Source organism: Actinoplanes cyaneus, assembly GCF_016862095.1.
Lineage (GTDB): Bacteria > Actinomycetota > Actinomycetes > Mycobacteriales > Micromonosporaceae > Actinoplanes > Actinoplanes cyaneus.
Genome location: NZ_BOMH01000028.1, coordinates 300368 through 317478 on the forward strand (window position 1 = coordinate 300368; position 17111 = coordinate 317478).

The following is a 17111-nucleotide window of genomic DNA, read 5'->3' on the forward strand; positions in this document are numbered from 1 at the left end:
TCACCCTCACTCACCAGAACGGGATGTAGAGAAGAACGGCCAGGACCAGGGCGATGGCGCCGAGGATCACCGGGTTGCGCCACCAGACCTTGTCGCCGGAGACGATCACGTCGACGCCGGTGCTCGGGCCGGCCAGGCCGTAGACCAGGCCACGCAGCTCGTCGTCCGGCTTGCTCGTGGTGAACAGGGTGACCACGACCGCGACCACCACGGCGGTGACGAACGCGGCGCCGGCGCCCCAGAAGCTCTCCTCCAGGTCGGAGTTGAACGCGAAGACGTCACCGAGGTAGCCCAGGTAGAGCGTCAGCGAGGCGAGGAAGCCGAGCACCAGCGAGAAGAAGCCGGCCCACGGGGTCATCCGCTTCCAGAACATGCCGACGATGAACGTGGCGAACAGCGGCGCGTTGAACAGCGAGAACAGCGCCTGGATGTAGTTCATGATGTTGTCGAAGCCGGCCGCGATGAACGCGGTGCCGATCCCGACGATCACGCCGACGATCGTGGCGATGCGGCCCACCCGCAGGTAGTAGCCGTCGGGGCGGTCCTTGCGGACGTAGGACTGCCAGATGTCGTACGTGAAGACGGTGTTGAAACCGCTCACGTTGGCCGCCATGCCGGCCATGAACGACGCCACCAGGCCGGTCACCGCGACACCGAGCACGCCGTTCGGCAGCAGGTCACGCATCAGCAACGGGATCGCGTTGTTGTAGGTGAGGTCGCCCTCCTTCGCGCCCAGCCCCTGCACGGTGACCAGCGCGATCAGGCCGGGGATGACGGTGACCGCGGGGATCAGCAGCTTCGGGAAGGCGCCGATGATCGGGGTCCGCCGGGCGGCGCTCATGTCCTTGGCGCTCAGCGCCCGCTGCACCTCGGCGAAGTTGGTCGTCCAGTAGCCGAAGGACAACACGAAGCCGAGACCGAAGATGATCCCGATCCAGTTCGCGCCGAGCGGGTTGTCGCTGCTGCCGGTCTGGCTGAAGGTGTGCAGCGCGGCGTCGCCGATCGGGCCGGCCTGCACCTTCTCCACCAGGCCGTGCCAGCCGCCGACCTTGACCAGGCCGATGATCGTGATCGGGATCAGACCGGCCAGGATCACGAAGAACTGCAGGACCTCGTTGTAGATGGCCGAGGAAAGGCCGCCGAGCGTGATGTACGACAGGACGATGGCCGCGCCGATCACGATGGACAGCCAGAGCGGCCAGCCGAGCAGCGCCTGCAGGATGAGGGCCAGGGCGTAGAGGTTGACGCCGGCGATCAGCACCTGGGCCACCGCGAAACTCACCGCGTTGAACAGGTGGGTCGGCCGGTTGAACCGCCGCCGCAGGAACTCGGGGACGCTGCGGACCTTCGAGCCGTAGTAGAACGGCATCATCACGATGCCGAGGAAGACCATCGCCGGGACCGCGCCGACCCAGTAGTAGTGCAGGGTCATCAGGCCGTACTGCGCGCCGTTGGCGGCCATGCCGATGATCTCGAGGGCGCCCAGGTTGGCCGAGACGAAGGCCAGACCGGTCACCCAGGCCGGCATCGACCGGCCGGAAAGGAAGAAGTCGGAGCTGTTCTTGATGGCCCGCCGGGCCATGAACCCGACTCCGAGAACAGTGATGAAATAGATCGCAAGGATCAGGTAGTCGACGAAGTCCACGTCGAGCCGGAGACCACTCACGGGCCCACCTCCCAGGTTCGGCCCGTGGCTACCCGCTCCGAGGAAATTTCACACTCGTTGCGTGATCAGCGTCTCCAGGCCGTCCAGGAGGCGCGCGAGTCCGAACCGGAACGCCTGGTCCTGCCCACCGTGGACGGCCATGTCGGCGAGCGCCGCGGAAATCGCGGGGAAGCGGTCGGCGTGCTCGGTGATCGCCGTGATCAGGCCACTCTCCGCGGGCTGGACCACCAGCGCCCGGACCAGGCCGGCGACCACGGCGATCGTGTCCATCCGCTCGGCGCCGGTGAGCCCGCCGGGGAGGACGGCCAGGGCCGCCTCCATCCAGCGCAACTCGTTCGGCCCGACCGGGCGGCTGCCGGTCGACGCCTCGATCGCCCAGGGATGACCGACAAAGACCGAGATGAGCGCTTCACTCCATCGCGTCAGGGCGGCCCGCCAATCCTCCGGCGACAGCACCGGGGGCTCGCCCATCGCACGCTCCAGCATCACGGCGACCAGTTCGGCTTTGCCGGGCAGGTAGCGGTACAGCGCCATCTTGGTGAAGCCGACGTCGGCGGCGACCCGCTGCATCGACACCGCGGCGAGCCCCTCGGCATCCGCCACCGCGATCGCCGCGTCCGCGATCGACTCCAGGGTCAGCGCCTTCTTCGGCCCCCGGCGGCCGCCCGCGTTCTCCTGCCACAGGAAATCCATGTTGCCCTCCAACGAAACTGCGTCTACCGTACACAGAAATAACTGAGTCCGATGGACACAGTTTCTGGTCGAAGGAGAAGACATGGACGTCCTGATCTCGGGTGCGAGCATCGCCGGTCCCGCCCTCGCCTACTGGCTGGGCCGCTACGGCCACCGGCCGACGATCGTCGAGGCCGCCCCGCGACTGCGGACGGGCGGTCAGGCCGTCGACTTCCGCGGCCCGCTGCACCTGGGCATCCTGGAGAAGATGGGCGTCGTCGGCGCGCTGCGGGCCGTCGAGACGCGGGGCACCGCGATGCGGTTCGTCGACGAGCACGGCAACCGCCAGATGGAGTGGCCGGCCGACTTGGCGGGCGGCGACCTCGAGGTGCTCCGCGGTGACCTGGCCCAGATCCTGTGCGACGCCGGCAAGGAGACGGAGTTCCTCTTCGGCGACCGGATCACCGCGCTGGACGAGACGCCCGGCGGGGTGGACGTGACCTTCGCCTCCGGCCGGCAGCGCACGTTCGACCTGGTCATCGGGGCCGACGGGGTGCACTCCGGGGTCCGGCGGCTGACGTTCGGGCCGGAGGAGCAGTTCGTCAAGCACCTCGGTTACTACGTCGCGACCTGGCCGATCGCCGACGAGTGGGGCCTGGACCGCACGTCACTGCTGCACAACGCGCCCGGCCTGATGATCAGTGTCGGCGGCAACCACAAGGACCCGTCGAAGGCCGGAGTGTTCGCCGCGTTCGCCTCACCCGCGCTGCGCTACGACCGGCGCGACGCCGACGAGCAGAAGGCCATCCTCCGCGACCGCTTCGGCGGCCTGGGCTGGCTCGCGCCGCGCCTGCTCGCCGAGCTCGACCGGGTCGACGACGTCTACTTCGACCAGATCTGCCGGGTCGACGCGCCGGAATGGACGCGCGGCCGGATCGCGCTGGTCGGCGACGCGGCCTGCGGCGCCACCATCGGCGGCCAGGGCAACGGGACCGCGATCGTGGCCGCCTACGTCCTGGCCGGTGAGCTCGCGGCAGCCGGCGGCGATCACCGGGTCGCGTTCCCCGCCTACGAGCGGCGCATCGCGAAGTTCGCCCGTGGCACGCAGCGGGGCGGGGACACCACCGGCCGGTTTCTCGCGCCGCGCACCGACCGTGGCATCCGGATGCGCAACTACATCAACAACAAGCAGTGGTTCCTCGACCTGACCTTCAAGATCGCGTCCGGCCGCAGCACCAATCTCCAGCTCCCGGAGTACGCCTTCTGATTTCCCGGTACGCCGTGAGCTCCGTCCCGTGCCACTCCCCCGCGAACTCCGCGCCGGCCCAGGTCGTCCCGCGGCTCGCCCTTCCGGCTGGTTCTCATGGGCGTTATGAGGGACGAATAACGCCCATGAGAACCAGCCGGGACCGCGAGCGGCGCACGAGGCCGGACCAGGACGCGACGACGTCGAGGCGTGCGCGGGCCGGCTGCGGGTCGCGGGTCAGGCCGCGTCGGGGTGGGCTGCGGGTCAGGCCGCGTCGGGGTGGGCGTCGGGCAGGGCGGCGACCACCCGGAGCAGGTCGGCGACCGAGATGGTGCGATCCCGGTCGGCGGAGGCCAGCCCGGCCAGCACCCAGTCGCGCATGAGCGCGGTCGGCTTCAGGCCACGCTCGCCGGCGATCTGCCTGAGCTGCTGGTACGCCTCCACCGGGAGACGGAACGAGCAGACCACCTTGGGTTCGGTGTCGGGCGGCGGGGGCAACTCGGCGTCGCCGCCCTCGGAGAACGTGATCTCACCGTTGGCGACGGCGTCCGCGGCCGCGGCCAGGTCCGTGTCGGTATACGTCTTCATGACTGTCCGGCCTCCCACTGCTCGAACTGCACGAGCTGCTTCTCGTCCATCTCGCGCGCCCCGACGATCACATAGTCGAAGTCGCCGGTCTGGCGGATCACCACGATCAGCGGCCGGCCCATGAGAGTCCGGCCCCAGACGGTGAGGAGCAGCACCCCGGCGGCCTCGGCCGGCACCGGGCGACGCCGCCTGGCACCGAGAACCTGGGTCACCTCGGCGGGATCGATGCCCCGCAGCGCCTGCAAGGCCACCGCGAGCCATTCGTATCCCACGGCCCCAGCGTATTACGCGCGTAATACGCCGGGGAAGCCTCCGGGTGTGCCGCATGTCGCGGCGCCGCCGGAGGCGCGCGGGCCGGAGCACTGCTACGCCTTCAGGGTTGACCGGCGAAACCACCGCTGGTCAGAGCGCTGCCACCACCTCAGGGGTGACCTCGGTGACCGACGTGACCACCAGTGTGGCCCGCGCCAGCGCGTCCGGCGCCGGCGGATAGACGCCGTGCGGGACGGCGATCACGGTCAGCCCGGCCGCCGCGGCCGACCGCAGCCCGTTGCTGGAGTCCTCGATCGCGGCACAGACCTCCCGCGTCAGGCCCAGCCTGGTCACCGCGGTGAGGTAGACATCCGGCGCCGGCTTGCCCCGCGGCACCTCCTCGGTCGAGAGCGTGACCTCGAACTCGCCGGTCAGCCCGGCCGTCTCCAGCACCTTGTCGATCAGGAGCCGGGAGGACGAGCTGGCCAGCGCCAGCCGGTAGTGCTTGCCGAGGGCGCGAACGGTCTCCACCGCGCCGGGGATGAGCGGCAGCGACTCCGCATACCGCGCGGCCATGCGCTCCAGCACGTCGGCCGCCACCCGGGTCGCCGGGAGCGGCACGCCCACCTCGTCGGCCAGGTGCGCGGACCACTCGGCGGTGCTCATGCCCATCATCCGGTCCTGCGTGTCGGGGAGGAACTCGCGGCCGTGCTCGGCCACATAACCCCGGCGGACCTCCTCCCAGACCTCCTCGGAGTCGATGATCACGCCATCCAGGTCGAAGACGATCGCCGTGATGCTCACAGGGCCTCCGCCGCGGGGATGATCTCGTCGCGGAAGATCTCGAAGCGCTTGGTGTCCCACGCGTCGCGGATCCCGCCGTGGGTGACGGTGATGCCGAGCCCGGCGAACCGGCGCATCGTGTCGACGATCTCGGCGACCCGCTCACCGCGCTCCCCCGGATCGAGGTTGACCATGACGGTCTTCTCGATCTCGTCGTAGTCGCGGCCGACGGCGTCGCAGTGCCGCTTCAGCACGTCCAGCTTGTGCTCCAGCTCGGGGCCGGCGAACAGGTTGCAAGCGTCCGCATACTTCGCGACCAGCAACAGCGTCTTCTTCTCACCACCGCCACCGATCAGGATCGGCGGGCGCGGAGCCGCCAGCGGACGCGGGGAGTTCAGCAGTCGGGTGAGCCGGTAATGCGTACCCTCGAAAGCGGTCTCGTCGCCGTCGAACATCTGACGGCAGATCTTGAGCGCCTCCTCGAGACGCTCGAACCGCTCCTTCGTCGGCGGGAAGAACAGGCCCAGGCCTGCCGACTCCTCCGCGTTCCACGCGGCGCCGATGCCGAGGATCGCGCGGCCGCCGGACAGCACGTCGAGCGTGGTCACGGCCTTGGCCAGCAGGCCCGGCTCGCGGTAGACGACGCCGGTGACCAGGGTCAGCAGCTTCGCACGACGGGTGTGGGCGGCGAGGAAACCCAAAGTGGTGTACGCCTCGAGCATCTCGTGCTCGGGAGGACCGATCACCCCGATCTGCCAGAGGTGATCCATCACGCTGATCCGCTCGAAACCCGCCTCGTCCGCCGCCGACGCGATCTCGGCGAGCGTCGGCGCGAGCTTGGCAGGGCCGTCCGGCCAGGTGAAGTTCGAGATGTGGAGCCCCAGCTTCATCACGGGACAAACCCTACCGCTTTCGTACCTACCGTGACCGCACCCGACCGAGCCCGAACCGCCCCGAAGTTGATCGTGATCCACCGAACCGATGAGTTGCGAGCAAGTTGCGAGCCGGTAGCTTCGTGCCGATGCACCGCACCTGACCTGGGGAGCCGCCACTCATGCCCGTCCCACCACTGCGCCCCTCGTCACCGTCCGTGAGCGTTGTCATCCCGGCGACGGCCGCCCTGCCGGTCCTGCTCGCCGCCCTGCCCGCGGTCGACGAGGTGATCGTGGTGGTCGGCCGTGACGACGACACGACGGCGGCGGTGCCCCTGGCCGCCCGGGTGATCCGGCAGACGCGAACCGGGGCCGGCAACGCCCTGGCGTGCGGGGTCGCGGCGAGCACCGGCGACATCGTGGTCACCCTGCCCGGTGACGGCGGGTGCGACCCGGCCGAGCTGCCCCGCTACGTCCGGGCGCTGCTCGACGGCGCGGACGTGGCGCAGGGCACCCGGTTCCGTGGCGACGGGCGCGATCTGGACGGCGGGCCGATGTCCCGGCTCGGCACGCGGATCGTGCTGTGGCTGATGACGGTCCTGTTCGGGTGCCGGCGCAGCGACCCGGGCTTCGGATTCCGGGCGTTCTGGCGCGACGCCGCCGGCTCGGTCGGGTTCCCGCGGGTGTCCGGCGTCGAGGCGGTACGCGGCGACGGGGTCGAGATCGAGCCGCTGCTGACCGTGCGCGCGATCGTGAACGGGCTGTTCGTGACCGAGGTGCCGGGAACGCGCTACCCGCGGACGGCGCCGGGCTCGCGCGCCGGGCTGCTGGAGGCCGGCCGGGCGCTGATCGGGGAACACCTCACCCGCCGGCGGGCGGCCCGGGAGGCCCAGGCCACCAGCATCGTGGTGATGACCGGGCGGGACTCGGCGGCCACGGCGCTCGGCCGGACCGGGACCGACGCCGGACTGATCGATCCGGGCGCCCGGGGCCCGGCGGGACTCGCGCCGGACGCGTTCTCCGCCCGCCTCAGCCCCGGGATCGACGGCACGGGAGCAAGCCGGCGCGCCCCGGGCATCGACGGGACCGAGCCGGGAGCACTTCGGCGCGCCCCCAGGATCGACGGCACCGAGCTCGGAGCACGGCGGCGGGGAATCGCCGCGGCACCGGGGGCATCCACCGTGCCGGGCGTGCCGATCGGCGGCGACCGGCGGCTCGGGGCACGCAGGCACGGCGGCGGCGTCACCGGCGGCCGGACCCTCGGCGAGGCCACTACAGTGCGCCGGCAGTGGCGGGACAACGACGGCCGGGGACGGGACGTCGGGGACGGCCGGCGACGGGTGCCGGCCCGCCCCAACCTCCGGGTGATCAACGGAGAGGGCGCTGGGGACGCCTCGTCCCGTACCGGCAGATTGCGCGCCGTGCGACCGGACGACCGGAACGAATGAGCGAACGCCGCCCGGTCTTCCCACCGAGCGGCGTTCTCGTCGAGCGCGGCCGCCTCGCGGCGGTCTCGTCAGGCGCGGCCGCCGCGCGGCCATCCCGTCAGGCGCGGCCGCCTCGCAGCGATCTTGTCAGGCGCCGCGGAGGCGGGGCAGGATCTCCGTCGAGTAGAGGCGCAGGAAGCGCTCCTGGTCCGGCCCCGGCGCGTGGAAGACCAGGTGGTTGAAGCCCATGTCGAGGTATTCCTTGACCTTGGCGGCGTGCTCCTCCGGATCCGACGAGACGATCCAGCGGGTCGCGGTGCGCTCGACCGGCAGGGCGTCGGCCAGGCGCTGCATCTCGACCGGGTCCTCGACGCCGGTCTTCTCCTCCGGGGACAGCGCCAGCGCACCCCAGTAGTGGGTGTCGTTGCGCGCCCGGTCCAGGTCGTCGTCGAACGAGACCTTGACCTCGATCATCAGGTCCAGGTCGTCGATCTTCTTGCCACCCTTCTCCGCGCCTTCCTTGACGGCGGGAAGCAGCGTGTCGGTGTAGAGGGCGTGCCCCTTGCCGCTGGTGGTGATGAAACCGTCGGCGATCCGCCCGGCGAGACGGGTGGCGGCCGGGCCGGAGGCGCCGATGTAGATCGGGACCGGCGACGAGGGCTTGTCGTAGATGGTGGCGTTCTCGGTCTTGTAGAACTGGCCCTCGTAGGTCACCCGATCCTCGGCCCAGAGCTTCTGGATCAGCAGGACCGCCTCCTTGAGCCGGGCGAACCGCTCCTTGCCGTCCGGCCACCGCGTGCCCAGCAGCACCTCGTTGAGCGACTCGCCGGAGCCGACGCCGAGCACGGCGCGGCCCGGCGCGAGGCAGCCCAGGGTCGCGAAGGCCTGCGCCACCACGGCCGGGTGGTAGCGGAACGTCGGCGTCAGCACGCTCGTGCCGACCAGCACCCGTTCGGTCCGCGCGGCCAGCGCCCCGAGCCACGGGAGCGCGGCCGGGGCGTGGCCGCCGTCGTGCCGCCACGGTTGCAGGTGATCGCTGACGAAGACCGAGTCGAAGCCGAGCTCCTCGGCCAGAATCCCGTACTTGAGCAGTTCAGCCGGCGCGAACTGCTCCGCCGACGCCTTGTACCCGAACCGAATCATGAAACCGAGACTAACCCGCCGAGCGGTACGCCTTACCGGCCTCGGTCGGGCTGTCGCCGTCTTTGTAGAGCCCGAAGTCCACGCTGTCGCCGACAGCCGGGAGCCCGAACCAGGCATACCGCTCGACGTACGACCGTTTCTCCAGCCCCGCCGTGGCGCCCTTGATGAACGTGACCTTCTGCGCGTCGCTCGGATACTTCGGCGAGCCGGAGAAGTTCATCAGGCCGAACTCGGTGATCCAGATCGGCTTGCCGTAGCGCTTGTGCACCGCGTCGACGTACCCCAGGAACTGATTCACCGCGGCGGCGCTGAAGTCGGAGCCGTACCAGTGCAGGGCGATGGCGTCGACCCGCAGGCCCTTCGACTTCGCGCCGGTCATGAAGCGGTCGAGCCAGCCACCGGCGGTGTCACCGCCGTATGCGACAGCCGGGCTGACCAGGCGCATCCCGGTCGCCTGCAGCTGCGGCCAGGCGGCGAGCGCGTCCTCCACGCTCATGTTCGCCTGCCCGCCCATGTCCGGCTCGTTGAAGCCGAGCAGCACGTCCCCCTCGGACTTGGCCTCCGCGAGGGTGGCGCTGGTGACGTTCTGCTTGCCCCAGATCATCGGGACGAACTCGACGCCGGCCGGGCCGGGGATGTCGTTGTTCTGCGACGCCCAGTCGTAGTACCACCCGGCGCCCACGTCCTTCAGGGCCGCCTTCGAGCCGGTGAACTTCCAGACTCCGACGCCCTTCTTCGCCGAGGTCTCCTTGGCCGGGACGACAGGCTGAGGAGCCGATGACGTACGGCGTGGGGCCGGTGACTTGCTCGTCGCCGCGGGTGAGGGCGGGAGCGTGAGCGCCGACGGCGACGGTGCGGGCGCCGCGGCGACCTGCGGGGCGGGCGGGGCGGCCTGGTCGTCGGCGCCCAGGGCGTAGGCCGCGGCCGCCGTGCCCCCGCCGACGACGGTCACCGCGACGGCGGTGACCAGCACCTTCTGCGCCACCCCGAAGCCGGCCTTGGCGACCAGCTTGCCGGCGACCGCCTTGCTCGTGGTGTAGGACACGGCGCCCGAGGAGGAGGCGAGCCCGGCCGTGACCGCCGACGACGGCACGAGCAGCGCCATGCCGGCCAGCAGCCGCTCGGCGGCGACCAGGTCCTGCCAGGCCGGGGCGCAGAGCCGGCATTCGCGGGTGTGCCGGGCGATCCGTTTGCGCCAGAGCGCGTTGGGCCGGTGGTCCCAGGGCTCGATCACCACCGCGAGCTCCGGGCAGATCGGGTGGCGGTGCAGCGCCCGGACCACCGCGCGCGCCGTCTCCAACTGGGCCTTCATCCGCTGGATGCGGACCGCGGCGTGCTGGCGGTTCAGGCCGGTGCCCGCCACGATCTCGTCGCGGGTCAGCTCACCGGAGGCCTCCAGCCACCAGAGCGAGAGCAGCTCCCGGTTCTCCTCGTCGAGCCAGCGGGTCGCCTCGGCGGTCTCCCGGCGCTGGCCGGACAGCTCGAGGCGGGTGATCGCCAGGTCGGTGAAGTCGGCGCCCGGGTCGCGCAGGTCCGGGTCGAGCGGCGTGTCCGGTGCGGCGTTGCGCAACCGGAACCGGTCCCGCACCTGGCGCACCGTGATCGCCACCAGCCAGGAGCGGAAGGCCTCGGGCTCGCGCAGCTCACCGAGGTTGCGCAGGACGCGGATCATGGTCTCCTGCACGACGTCGTCGACGTCCGCGTGCCCCTCCAGCGCGCGGCCCACGATGGTGTAGACGAGCGGGAGATAACCGGCCACGAGCCGGTCCACCGCGACCGGGTCGCCGGCTCGCGCGGCCACCACCGTGGCGGTATCGGGTTGGTTCGCCATCTTCTGCCCTTTCCTCCGGCGCCGGGCGCCAGGAAGGGAGACGCACGCGAGGATCATGGATAACACGAATCGGGGACCGGGTGTCCCTCCACACGGTTAGCTCGTACGGCGATCGGGCACAGAACCCGTCATGCGTATGTCGGTTCGGCTCAACCTTCCTCGCGAGGTGGACAGCGTTCCCGCCGTGCGCAGGCTGCTGCGATGCGCCCTGAGCACGCTCCAGGTGGACGGGCAGGCGGGTGCCGATCTGGAGATCGCCCTGACCGAAGCCTGCGCCAACGTGGTCAAGCACGCCGCCGGCGCGGACGGGTTCGAGGTCCGCCTGGACGTCGGCGAGGACCACTGCTCCATCGACGTCGTCGACAACGGCCGGGGCTTCGAGGCGGAGGAGACGGCAGCGCCGGCTCCGGCCGCGAGCGAGCACGGTCGCGGGCTGTTCCTGATCAGGGCACTGGCCGAGAACGTCCGCATGCAGTCCAGCCCGCGCACAGGTTCACTGATCCACTTCGAGAAGTCCTTCGCCTGACGGTCACACCGGCCCCCGCGGTCGTGGCGTACTACCCAAGGGTCAATTATTTGCCGTATAACAAATATTGTTCCCGAGAGGAGTCCAGGTGTCCGACCGACCGGTCTCCGTCGGCGCGCTGCTGCGCGCCACGGCCCCCGACCGTCTGCCGGAGGTGATCGCCGAGCATCTGCGCCGGCACTTCGCGGCCGACCGCGTCGAGGTGCTGGTAACCGATCTCACCCTGCGAAGACTCGCCCCGCTGCTCGGCCCGCCGGGGCCGGACAGCGACCCGGGCGCGCTGCGCTGCTTCGGCAGCCAGCGACCGGGCACCGAGACCGACATCACCGGCCGCGCCCGCCTGCACCTGCCGCTCTCCTGCTGGGGGGAGCGGCTCGGCGTACTGCGGGTCGAACTGCCCGAGCGGCCCGAGCCGGAACAGGCCGACGAGCTGCGGATCGTCGCCGACGAGCTGGCGGTGGCGATGCGCGCGGCCGACCGGATGACCGACCGGTACCGCCGGGCGCAGTGCCTGGAACGGCCCACCATGGCCGCCGAGCTGCAATGGGATCTGCTGCCCGGGCGCTCGCTCGGCGACGACCGGTTCCAGCTGGCCGGTTTGCTGGAACCGGCGTACGACGTCCGCGGGGACCACTTCGACTGGTCGCTGCTCGGCGACCGGCTCACGATCACCGTGCTCAACGGCGCGGGCGACGGCATGGAGTCGGCCCTGCTGACGGCGACCGCGGTGAACGCCATGCGCAACGCCCGGCGCTGCGGCTCCGACCTCGTCGAGCAGGCCGAGCTCGCCTCGGACGCGGTGCACAGCCGGTACGGCGGCAGCCTGCACGCGTCCACCCTGCTCCTGGAGATCGACCTGATCAGCGGCTGGGTCGACGCCGTCGACGCGGGCTCCCCGCACTGCATGGTCGGCCGGGGCGGCGAGATCGAGCAGATCCGGCTGGAACAGCAACTGCCGCTCGGCATGTTCGGCGAGGCGCGCTACGAGATCGAGCGGTTCCGGCTCGAACCGGGTGACCGGCTGCTCGTGGTCAGCGACGGGGTGCACGCGGCGGCGCCCGGCGGCGGCACCACCTTCGGGGAGTCCGCACTGCTCACGGCGTTACGCCGGACCAGGCTGCAGCCCGCCGGTGAGGCCGTCGGTACGGTGATGCGAAGCTTGCGTGAGTTCCACAAGGGCTACGAGCCGGAGGACGACGCCGTCACGGTGTGCCTGGATTGGCGCCGCTGACAGGTTTGGCCCACACACCGGTGGGTAGTTCGAAGTTCTTTGCAAACGGGATTCCGTGACCTCGCGACGGGGAACGCCATGGAGCACGCCACCGATGTCGCCGCGGCCATTGAGTCGTCGGTGGAGTCGCTGGCCGCTGTCCTGGAGCGGGCCCGGCTCGCCCAGACACCGGTCATCCCACCCGCCCAGTTGCGGGTGCTGACCGTCGTCGCGGAGAACCGGCACACCAACATGAGCCGCCTCGCCGAGGCCCTCGACGTGGTGCCGTCCTCGGCCAGCCGGCTCTGCGACCGGCTGGAGGCGACCGGGCTGCTGCGCCGGGTCGCCGACCCGCGGGATCGTCGCGAGGTGCGGCTGCTGCTCACCAGCGCGTCCCGGCGCCTGCTGGCCGACCTGCGGGAGCGCCGCCGGGCCGCGCTGACCGAGGTGCTGGAGCGGATGCCGGTCGCCGCCCGGCAAGATCTGCTCCGGGCGTTGCGGGCCTTCGAGGCCGCCGCCGCCGACCCCGCCGAGACGTCCGCCGGCGACGACCGCCGTACCGCCTGACTCCTTTCCGGCCGGCACCCGGGACGACCGTGATCACCACCCCCACAGGCGGGATCTAGTCTGGGGCGATGCGTTTCGGCATCGTGATTCTTCCTGATCAGCGCTGGTCCACCTCGGCCAAGCGATGGCGCCTGGCCGAGGAGTTCGGCTTCGACCACGCCTGGACCTACGACCACCTCGGCTGGCGTGATCTGATCGACGGCCCGTGGTTCGACGCGGTCCCGACCCTCACGGCGGCGGCCATGGTCACCGAAAAGATCAAACTGGGGACGTACGTCGCCACGCCCAACTTCCGGCACCCGGTGCACTTCGCGCGGGAGGTGACCGCGCTCGACGACATCTCCGGCGGCCGGTTGCTGCTCGGGATGGGCGCGGGCGGGATCGGTTTCGACTCGGCGGTGCTCGGCGGGACGGAGCTGAGCCCGCGCACCCGGGTGGACCGTTTCGCCGAGTTCCTGGAGCTGTTCGGCACGATCCTGACGCAGCCGTCCACCACGTGGTCCGGCTCGTTCTACTCCGCTGTCGACGCGCGCAGCATCCCGGGGCCGTTGCAGGAGCCCCGGCCGCCGTTCGTGATCGCCGCCAACGGGCCGCGCGCGTTGCGGCTGGCCGCCCGGCACGGCGACGGCTGGGTGACCACCGGCCCGCAGGCCGAGACCGCCGAGGAATGGTGGCGCGTCGTCGCCGAGAGCCGGGACCGTTTCGAAGCGGCCCTCGCCGACGCCGGGCGAGCCCCGGAAACGGTCGACCGATACCTCAATCTCGACTCGTCACCGGTCTTCTCGATGAGCAGTGTGGACGCGTTCCAGGAAGCCGCCGGGCGGGCGGCCGCTCTGGGATTCACCGATGTGATCACGCATTGGCCGCGGCAGTCCAGTTGGTATGCGGGCGACGAGAAGGTACTGGAAGCGGTGGCCGTCGAGCTGCCGCGCCTGCGCGCGGCTATTTGAAACCGTCCAGCCCGGACGGGTGCGCAATTCCGCCGGTAGGTTCTGTCCCGCGGATCACGCGGGACAGAACCTAGAGGTCAGCGGCCGTGGGCTGCCCGATAGGCGTTGCTGACCTCCTGCGGAATGCGGCCCCGCTCGGAGATTTTGTGCCCGTTGCCGATCGCCCACTCGCGGATCAGCCGGTTCTCGTCACGAGATCCGGCGGTGCGGGCCGGGGCGGCGCCACGCGCCGGGATGCGCCCGGCGGAGGTGCGGCCCAGACGCGTTCCGGCGTTGATGTATGGATCCAGCGCCTTGCGCAGCTTTCCGGCATTGGCCTCGGAAAGGTCGATCGTGTAGCTGACTCCGTCGAGGCTGAACTCGACGGTGCGATCCGCCTTCTTGCCGTCCAGATCGTCGATCAGGGTGGTGATTACCTGCCGCGCCATAACGACTCCCGAGAGAAAACAATTCGCCCGCGCACAGTCTGGCCCCCGAACGGCATGCCGCGCAACTCCCCGGCGCGATCCGGCAATTCTTTTCGGTCCAGTTGCGCGGCGCCTTATCAGAATGTGCCGTGTACATTCGCGGCGAATCGAAGAGAAAGCCCGGGTGGCCTCCGGCCCGGCTCTCACGTTAGGGTCGGCGCCATGCAGGACGAGCACGCCGACTGGCTGGCGCACCACCGTCAGGCCGTCGCCGGGCGCGCCGCCGCGCTGGAGGCCGGGCGCACCGCCGAGGCCCGGCATGCCGCGACGCTGCTCGAGGCTTTCGTCCGCCGGGCCGGGGAGCGCGGGCTCGCGCCGCACCCGCTGAGCGCGACCACCTACGACGGCCGGTGGACGTACAAGACCCGGCTCCGCGGGTGGTACCTGAAGTCCAACCGGTCCGTCGCGGTCGGCGAGGACGGGGAGTATTACGTGCTCACCGTGCCGGCCTCGCTGCGCGCCCGGTTCACCGGCGCCGAGCTGTCACCGAGCATGCCGCGCCTGATCGTCGGGGCCGGCGGCGGCGACGGCGAGCCGGTGCCGCTGGACCATCTGCTGGAACGCCGACTCGAAGCGGGAGCCCGCTGGCCGTGACCGCCCCCCGACCGGCCGTCGTCCCGGCCGCCCCCTCCCCGGCCACGGCTCCTGGCGCGACCGCCTCGCGTTCCGGCGCCGCTCTGGTGGTGGTCCTGCTCGCCGCGGCGTCCGCGGTCTTTCCCGGGAGCCCCGCGCAGGCCGCCGAGATCCCCTGCCCGCACCCGAGGATCGCCAAGCCGAGTGCCCCGCCGCGCCCGGTCCCGCCGGCCGACAACCCGGACGACCTGAAGGTGGGCGGCGACGACCTGGCCACACATGGGCTGATCGTCCCGCCGGGGGCGAAACAGCCACCGGCGGTCACCGCCACCACCTGGATAGTCGCCGACCTGGACACCGGCGAGGTCCTCGGCTCCTGCGGGCCGCACGTCCACCAGACCCCGGCCAGCGTGCAGAAGACCCTGCTGGCGGCGACCGCGATCGACAAGCTCGACCCGAAGCAGAACGTCAAGATCGTGCAGAGCGACCTGGACATCGAGGTAAACAGCTCGGCGGTCGGGATCGTGCCCGGCGGCACCTACCCGGTCTCCACGCTGTGGCTCGGGCTCCTGCTCAACTCCGGGAACGATGCCGCGAACGCGCTGGCCCGGATGGCCGGCGGGGGCGGCGCGGACGGGGTCGCCAAGACGGTCGCGGCGATGAACGCCAAGGCACGGGAGCTGGGCGCGTTCCAGACACATGCCGTCACGCCGTCGGGACTCGACGGCAAAGGGCAATTCACCAGCGCGTACGACCTCGCGTTGATCGCCCGGGTGGACTTCGCCAACGCGGACTTCCGCAAGTACGTGCTCACCAAGATCGCGCAGATGCCCGCCCAGCCGGCTCGCAAGGTCGGCGGCTTCCAGTTCCAGAACGAGAACAAGCTCATCTACAACTACCCGGGCGCGATGGGCGGGAAGACCGGGTTCACCACCGTCGCGCGGCACAGTTACGTGGGCGCGGCGCAGCGCAACGGGCGGCGGCTCGTCGTCACCCTGCTCGGCGCGGAGGCCCGGCCGATTCGCGGGTGGCAGCAGGGCGCGGCTCTGCTGGACTGGGGTTTCGCCCAGCCGGCCGGCTCGTCGGTGGGCCACCTGGTGACGCCCGCGGAGGTCGCCGCGTCGGCACAGGCCACGAGCGCGGCGCCGGAGAAGGCGAGCACCGGTGGCGGGGCCGGGGTGGCCGCGAAGCCGGCGAGCAAGGCCGGCGGCCTGTCCGTCCTCGCGGCCGTCACGGCCGCGGTGGTGCTCGCCGGGATCCCGCTGTTGCTGCTGCTCGTCCAGCGCCGCCGACGCCGGATCGCCCGCAACCAGAGCTCCTAGCCCGCGACCCGCACCACAACCCGCGCGGTCTCGGCTGGTCCTCACGGTTGTTATGAGGACGAATAACGACCCTCAGAGCCAGCCCGGGAGAGTTGGGGCGCTGCGGCCGGGACCGAGAGATCGGCCGCGGGCCACGAGGGCGGGGCTCCGCAGTACGCGGGAGCTGTCGACTGGTTTGCTGCTCTGAGCGGGACCACCCACGGAGATCGCCCTGGAGGGCTTCGCGTTCTGGGCGCGCCAGCGCCCTGCGAAGCCCGCAAGGGTCCCCGCGGGAGCGACGATCGGGACCACAGCGGAGGCAGGCAATGAAGGTCTTGAAGTTGTTCTAGGCGGCGATCAGGCCGAAGACCCAGACCACGGCTACGCCCAGGGCGGCGGCGAACTCGACCAGCAGGGACAGGCCGACGGCGGCGAGCGCGCGGCGGGTGGACGGCCAGGCCTGGTCGACGCCGAGGCGCATCGCCTCCATGGCGTAGATGCCGAGCAGGAAGCCGAGCAGCAGACCGACCACCGGCACCACGAAGAAGCCGATCAGGCCGAGCACCCCGCCGGCGAGCAGGCTGGGCAGGGGCACGCCGGAGTCCTTGAGCTTGCGGCCGGGCCAGAGGAACTTGACCACCATGCCGACCGCGGCGATCACCGTGGCCAGCGCCAGGACCAGCCACTTGACGGCTCCGCCGGTGTCCGAGAGCAGCGCCCAGAGCAGCACGCCGCCCCAGCTCAGCAGCAGTCCCGGGATGATCGGCAGGAGCACCCCGAGCACCCCGGCGACGATCAGCACCCCGGCGATGATGGTGACGGTCGTGCCGCCGTCGCTCAGATCCATGCGGCCCACCCTGCCGCACCTGCGCGGAAACTCTCAAGCGGGCCCCTCCCCCGCCGATCGGCACGGGCGTCACGGAGCCCTGGTTCGCAAGCAACCGGCACGCAACTGTCCGTGACCTTGGCCTGCACCTTCGCGGCTTCAAAGTTTCTTCCTGTCAGCCGGTGCCACCCAGCCGAGGGCGCCGACAACA

General features: G+C 71.1%; 18 protein-coding genes. 8 read left to right on the forward strand and 10 right to left on the reverse strand.

Annotated features, from left to right (window positions below; all coding sequences use genetic code 11):
- Positions 1–10: 10 nt before the first annotated feature.
- The gene (locus Acy02nite_RS19260) at positions 11–1666 is read right to left on the reverse strand and encodes a sodium:solute symporter family protein (RefSeq protein ID WP_239175001.1); all 1656 of its coding nucleotides are present in this window, start codon (positions 1664–1666) and stop codon (positions 11–13) included.
- 48 nt (positions 1667–1714) lie between these two features.
- The gene (locus tag Acy02nite_RS19265; RefSeq protein ID WP_203742401.1) at positions 1715–2359 is read right to left on the reverse strand and encodes a TetR/AcrR family transcriptional regulator C-terminal domain-containing protein; all 645 of its coding nucleotides are present in this window, start codon (positions 2357–2359) and stop codon (positions 1715–1717) included.
- Between the two features lie 82 nt (positions 2360–2441).
- Between Acy02nite_RS19265 and Acy02nite_RS19270 the strand changes: the two genes are divergently transcribed.
- Positions 2442–3605, forward strand: a complete 1164-nt coding sequence (locus Acy02nite_RS19270) for an FAD-dependent monooxygenase (protein WP_203742402.1) — start codon at positions 2442–2444, stop codon at positions 3603–3605.
- Positions 3606–3848: 243 nt separating this feature from the next.
- Here the strand turns inward: Acy02nite_RS19270 and Acy02nite_RS19275 are convergent, their stop codons facing one another.
- The 4 genes from Acy02nite_RS19275 to Acy02nite_RS19290 form a co-directional block, all read right to left on the reverse strand.
- Positions 3849–4172: a hypothetical protein gene (locus Acy02nite_RS19275; protein WP_203742403.1), complete on the reverse strand. Its 324-nt coding sequence runs from the start codon at positions 4170–4172 to the stop codon at positions 3849–3851.
- Positions 4169–4444 carry a hypothetical protein gene (locus tag Acy02nite_RS19280; RefSeq protein WP_203742404.1) on the reverse strand — a complete coding sequence of 92 codons (276 nt, stop codon included), beginning with the start codon at positions 4442–4444 and terminating at the stop codon, positions 4169–4171. The genes Acy02nite_RS19275 and Acy02nite_RS19280 overlap by 4 nt, the downstream gene beginning before the upstream one ends.
- A gap of 130 nt (positions 4445–4574) precedes the next feature.
- Positions 4575–5228 (reverse strand): HAD family hydrolase, encoded by a 654-nt coding sequence (locus tag Acy02nite_RS19285; protein WP_203742405.1) that lies wholly within the window; start codon positions 5226–5228, stop codon positions 4575–4577.
- Positions 5225–6097, reverse strand: a complete 873-nt coding sequence (locus Acy02nite_RS19290; RefSeq protein WP_203742579.1) for an LLM class F420-dependent oxidoreductase — start codon at positions 6095–6097, stop codon at positions 5225–5227. The genes Acy02nite_RS19285 and Acy02nite_RS19290 overlap by 4 nt, the downstream gene beginning before the upstream one ends.
- Before the next feature lie 200 nt (positions 6098–6297).
- Here Acy02nite_RS19290 and Acy02nite_RS19295 point away from each other — a divergent pair, with 200 nt between their 5' ends.
- Positions 6298–7527 carry a glycosyltransferase family 2 protein gene (locus tag Acy02nite_RS19295; RefSeq protein WP_203742406.1) on the forward strand — a complete coding sequence of 410 codons (1230 nt, stop codon included), beginning with the start codon at positions 6298–6300 and terminating at the stop codon, positions 7525–7527.
- Between the two features lie 126 nt (positions 7528–7653).
- Here the strand turns inward: Acy02nite_RS19295 and fgd are convergent, their stop codons facing one another.
- Positions 7654–8649: a glucose-6-phosphate dehydrogenase (coenzyme-F420) gene (gene fgd / locus Acy02nite_RS19300; RefSeq protein ID WP_203742408.1), complete on the reverse strand. Its 996-nt coding sequence runs from the start codon at positions 8647–8649 to the stop codon at positions 7654–7656.
- A 10-nt stretch (positions 8650–8659) separates the two neighbouring features.
- Positions 8660–10480: a sigma-70 family RNA polymerase sigma factor gene (locus Acy02nite_RS19305; protein WP_203742409.1), complete on the reverse strand. Its 1821-nt coding sequence runs from the start codon at positions 10478–10480 to the stop codon at positions 8660–8662.
- 130 nt (positions 10481–10610) lie between these two features.
- Here Acy02nite_RS19305 and Acy02nite_RS19310 point away from each other — a divergent pair, with 130 nt between their 5' ends.
- The 4 genes from Acy02nite_RS19310 to Acy02nite_RS19325 all read left to right on the forward strand — a co-directional run bounded on the left by Acy02nite_RS19310 (position 10611) and on the right by Acy02nite_RS19325 (position 13733).
- On the forward strand, positions 10611–11006 hold the full coding sequence (locus Acy02nite_RS19310) for an ATP-binding protein (protein ID WP_203742411.1): 396 nt from the start codon (positions 10611–10613) through the stop codon (positions 11004–11006).
- A gap of 88 nt (positions 11007–11094) precedes the next feature.
- Positions 11095–12237: a PP2C family protein-serine/threonine phosphatase gene (locus Acy02nite_RS19315; RefSeq protein ID WP_203742412.1), complete on the forward strand. Its 1143-nt coding sequence runs from the start codon at positions 11095–11097 to the stop codon at positions 12235–12237.
- A 78-nt stretch (positions 12238–12315) separates the two neighbouring features.
- Positions 12316–12783, forward strand: coding sequence for a MarR family transcriptional regulator (locus Acy02nite_RS19320; protein ID WP_203742413.1), 468 nt, complete (start codon positions 12316–12318; stop codon positions 12781–12783).
- Between the two features lie 68 nt (positions 12784–12851).
- Entirely contained in the window at positions 12852–13733 is an 882-nt protein-coding gene (locus Acy02nite_RS19325) for an LLM class flavin-dependent oxidoreductase (protein ID WP_203742415.1), read from the forward strand.
- Between the two features lie 77 nt (positions 13734–13810).
- On the opposite strand, the gene Acy02nite_RS19330 is transcribed toward Acy02nite_RS19325, so the two are convergent.
- Positions 13811–14161, reverse strand: coding sequence for a histone-like nucleoid-structuring protein Lsr2 (locus Acy02nite_RS19330; protein WP_203742417.1), 351 nt, complete (start codon positions 14159–14161; stop codon positions 13811–13813).
- A 201-nt stretch (positions 14162–14362) separates the two neighbouring features.
- Here Acy02nite_RS19330 and Acy02nite_RS19335 point away from each other — a divergent pair, with 201 nt between their 5' ends.
- The gene (locus Acy02nite_RS19335; protein ID WP_203742419.1) at positions 14363–14794 is read left to right on the forward strand and encodes a hypothetical protein; all 432 of its coding nucleotides are present in this window, start codon (positions 14363–14365) and stop codon (positions 14792–14794) included.
- Positions 14795–14877: 83 nt separating this feature from the next.
- The gene (locus Acy02nite_RS19340) at positions 14878–16095 is read left to right on the forward strand and encodes a D-alanyl-D-alanine carboxypeptidase family protein (RefSeq protein ID WP_203742580.1); all 1218 of its coding nucleotides are present in this window, start codon (positions 14878–14880) and stop codon (positions 16093–16095) included.
- Positions 16096–16420: 325 nt separating this feature from the next.
- On the opposite strand, the gene Acy02nite_RS19345 is transcribed toward Acy02nite_RS19340, so the two are convergent.
- Complete coding sequence (locus tag Acy02nite_RS19345; RefSeq protein WP_203742421.1) at positions 16421–16921, reverse strand: DUF456 domain-containing protein; 501 nt, start codon at positions 16919–16921, stop codon at positions 16421–16423.
- Positions 16922–17111: the final 190 nt, after the last annotated feature.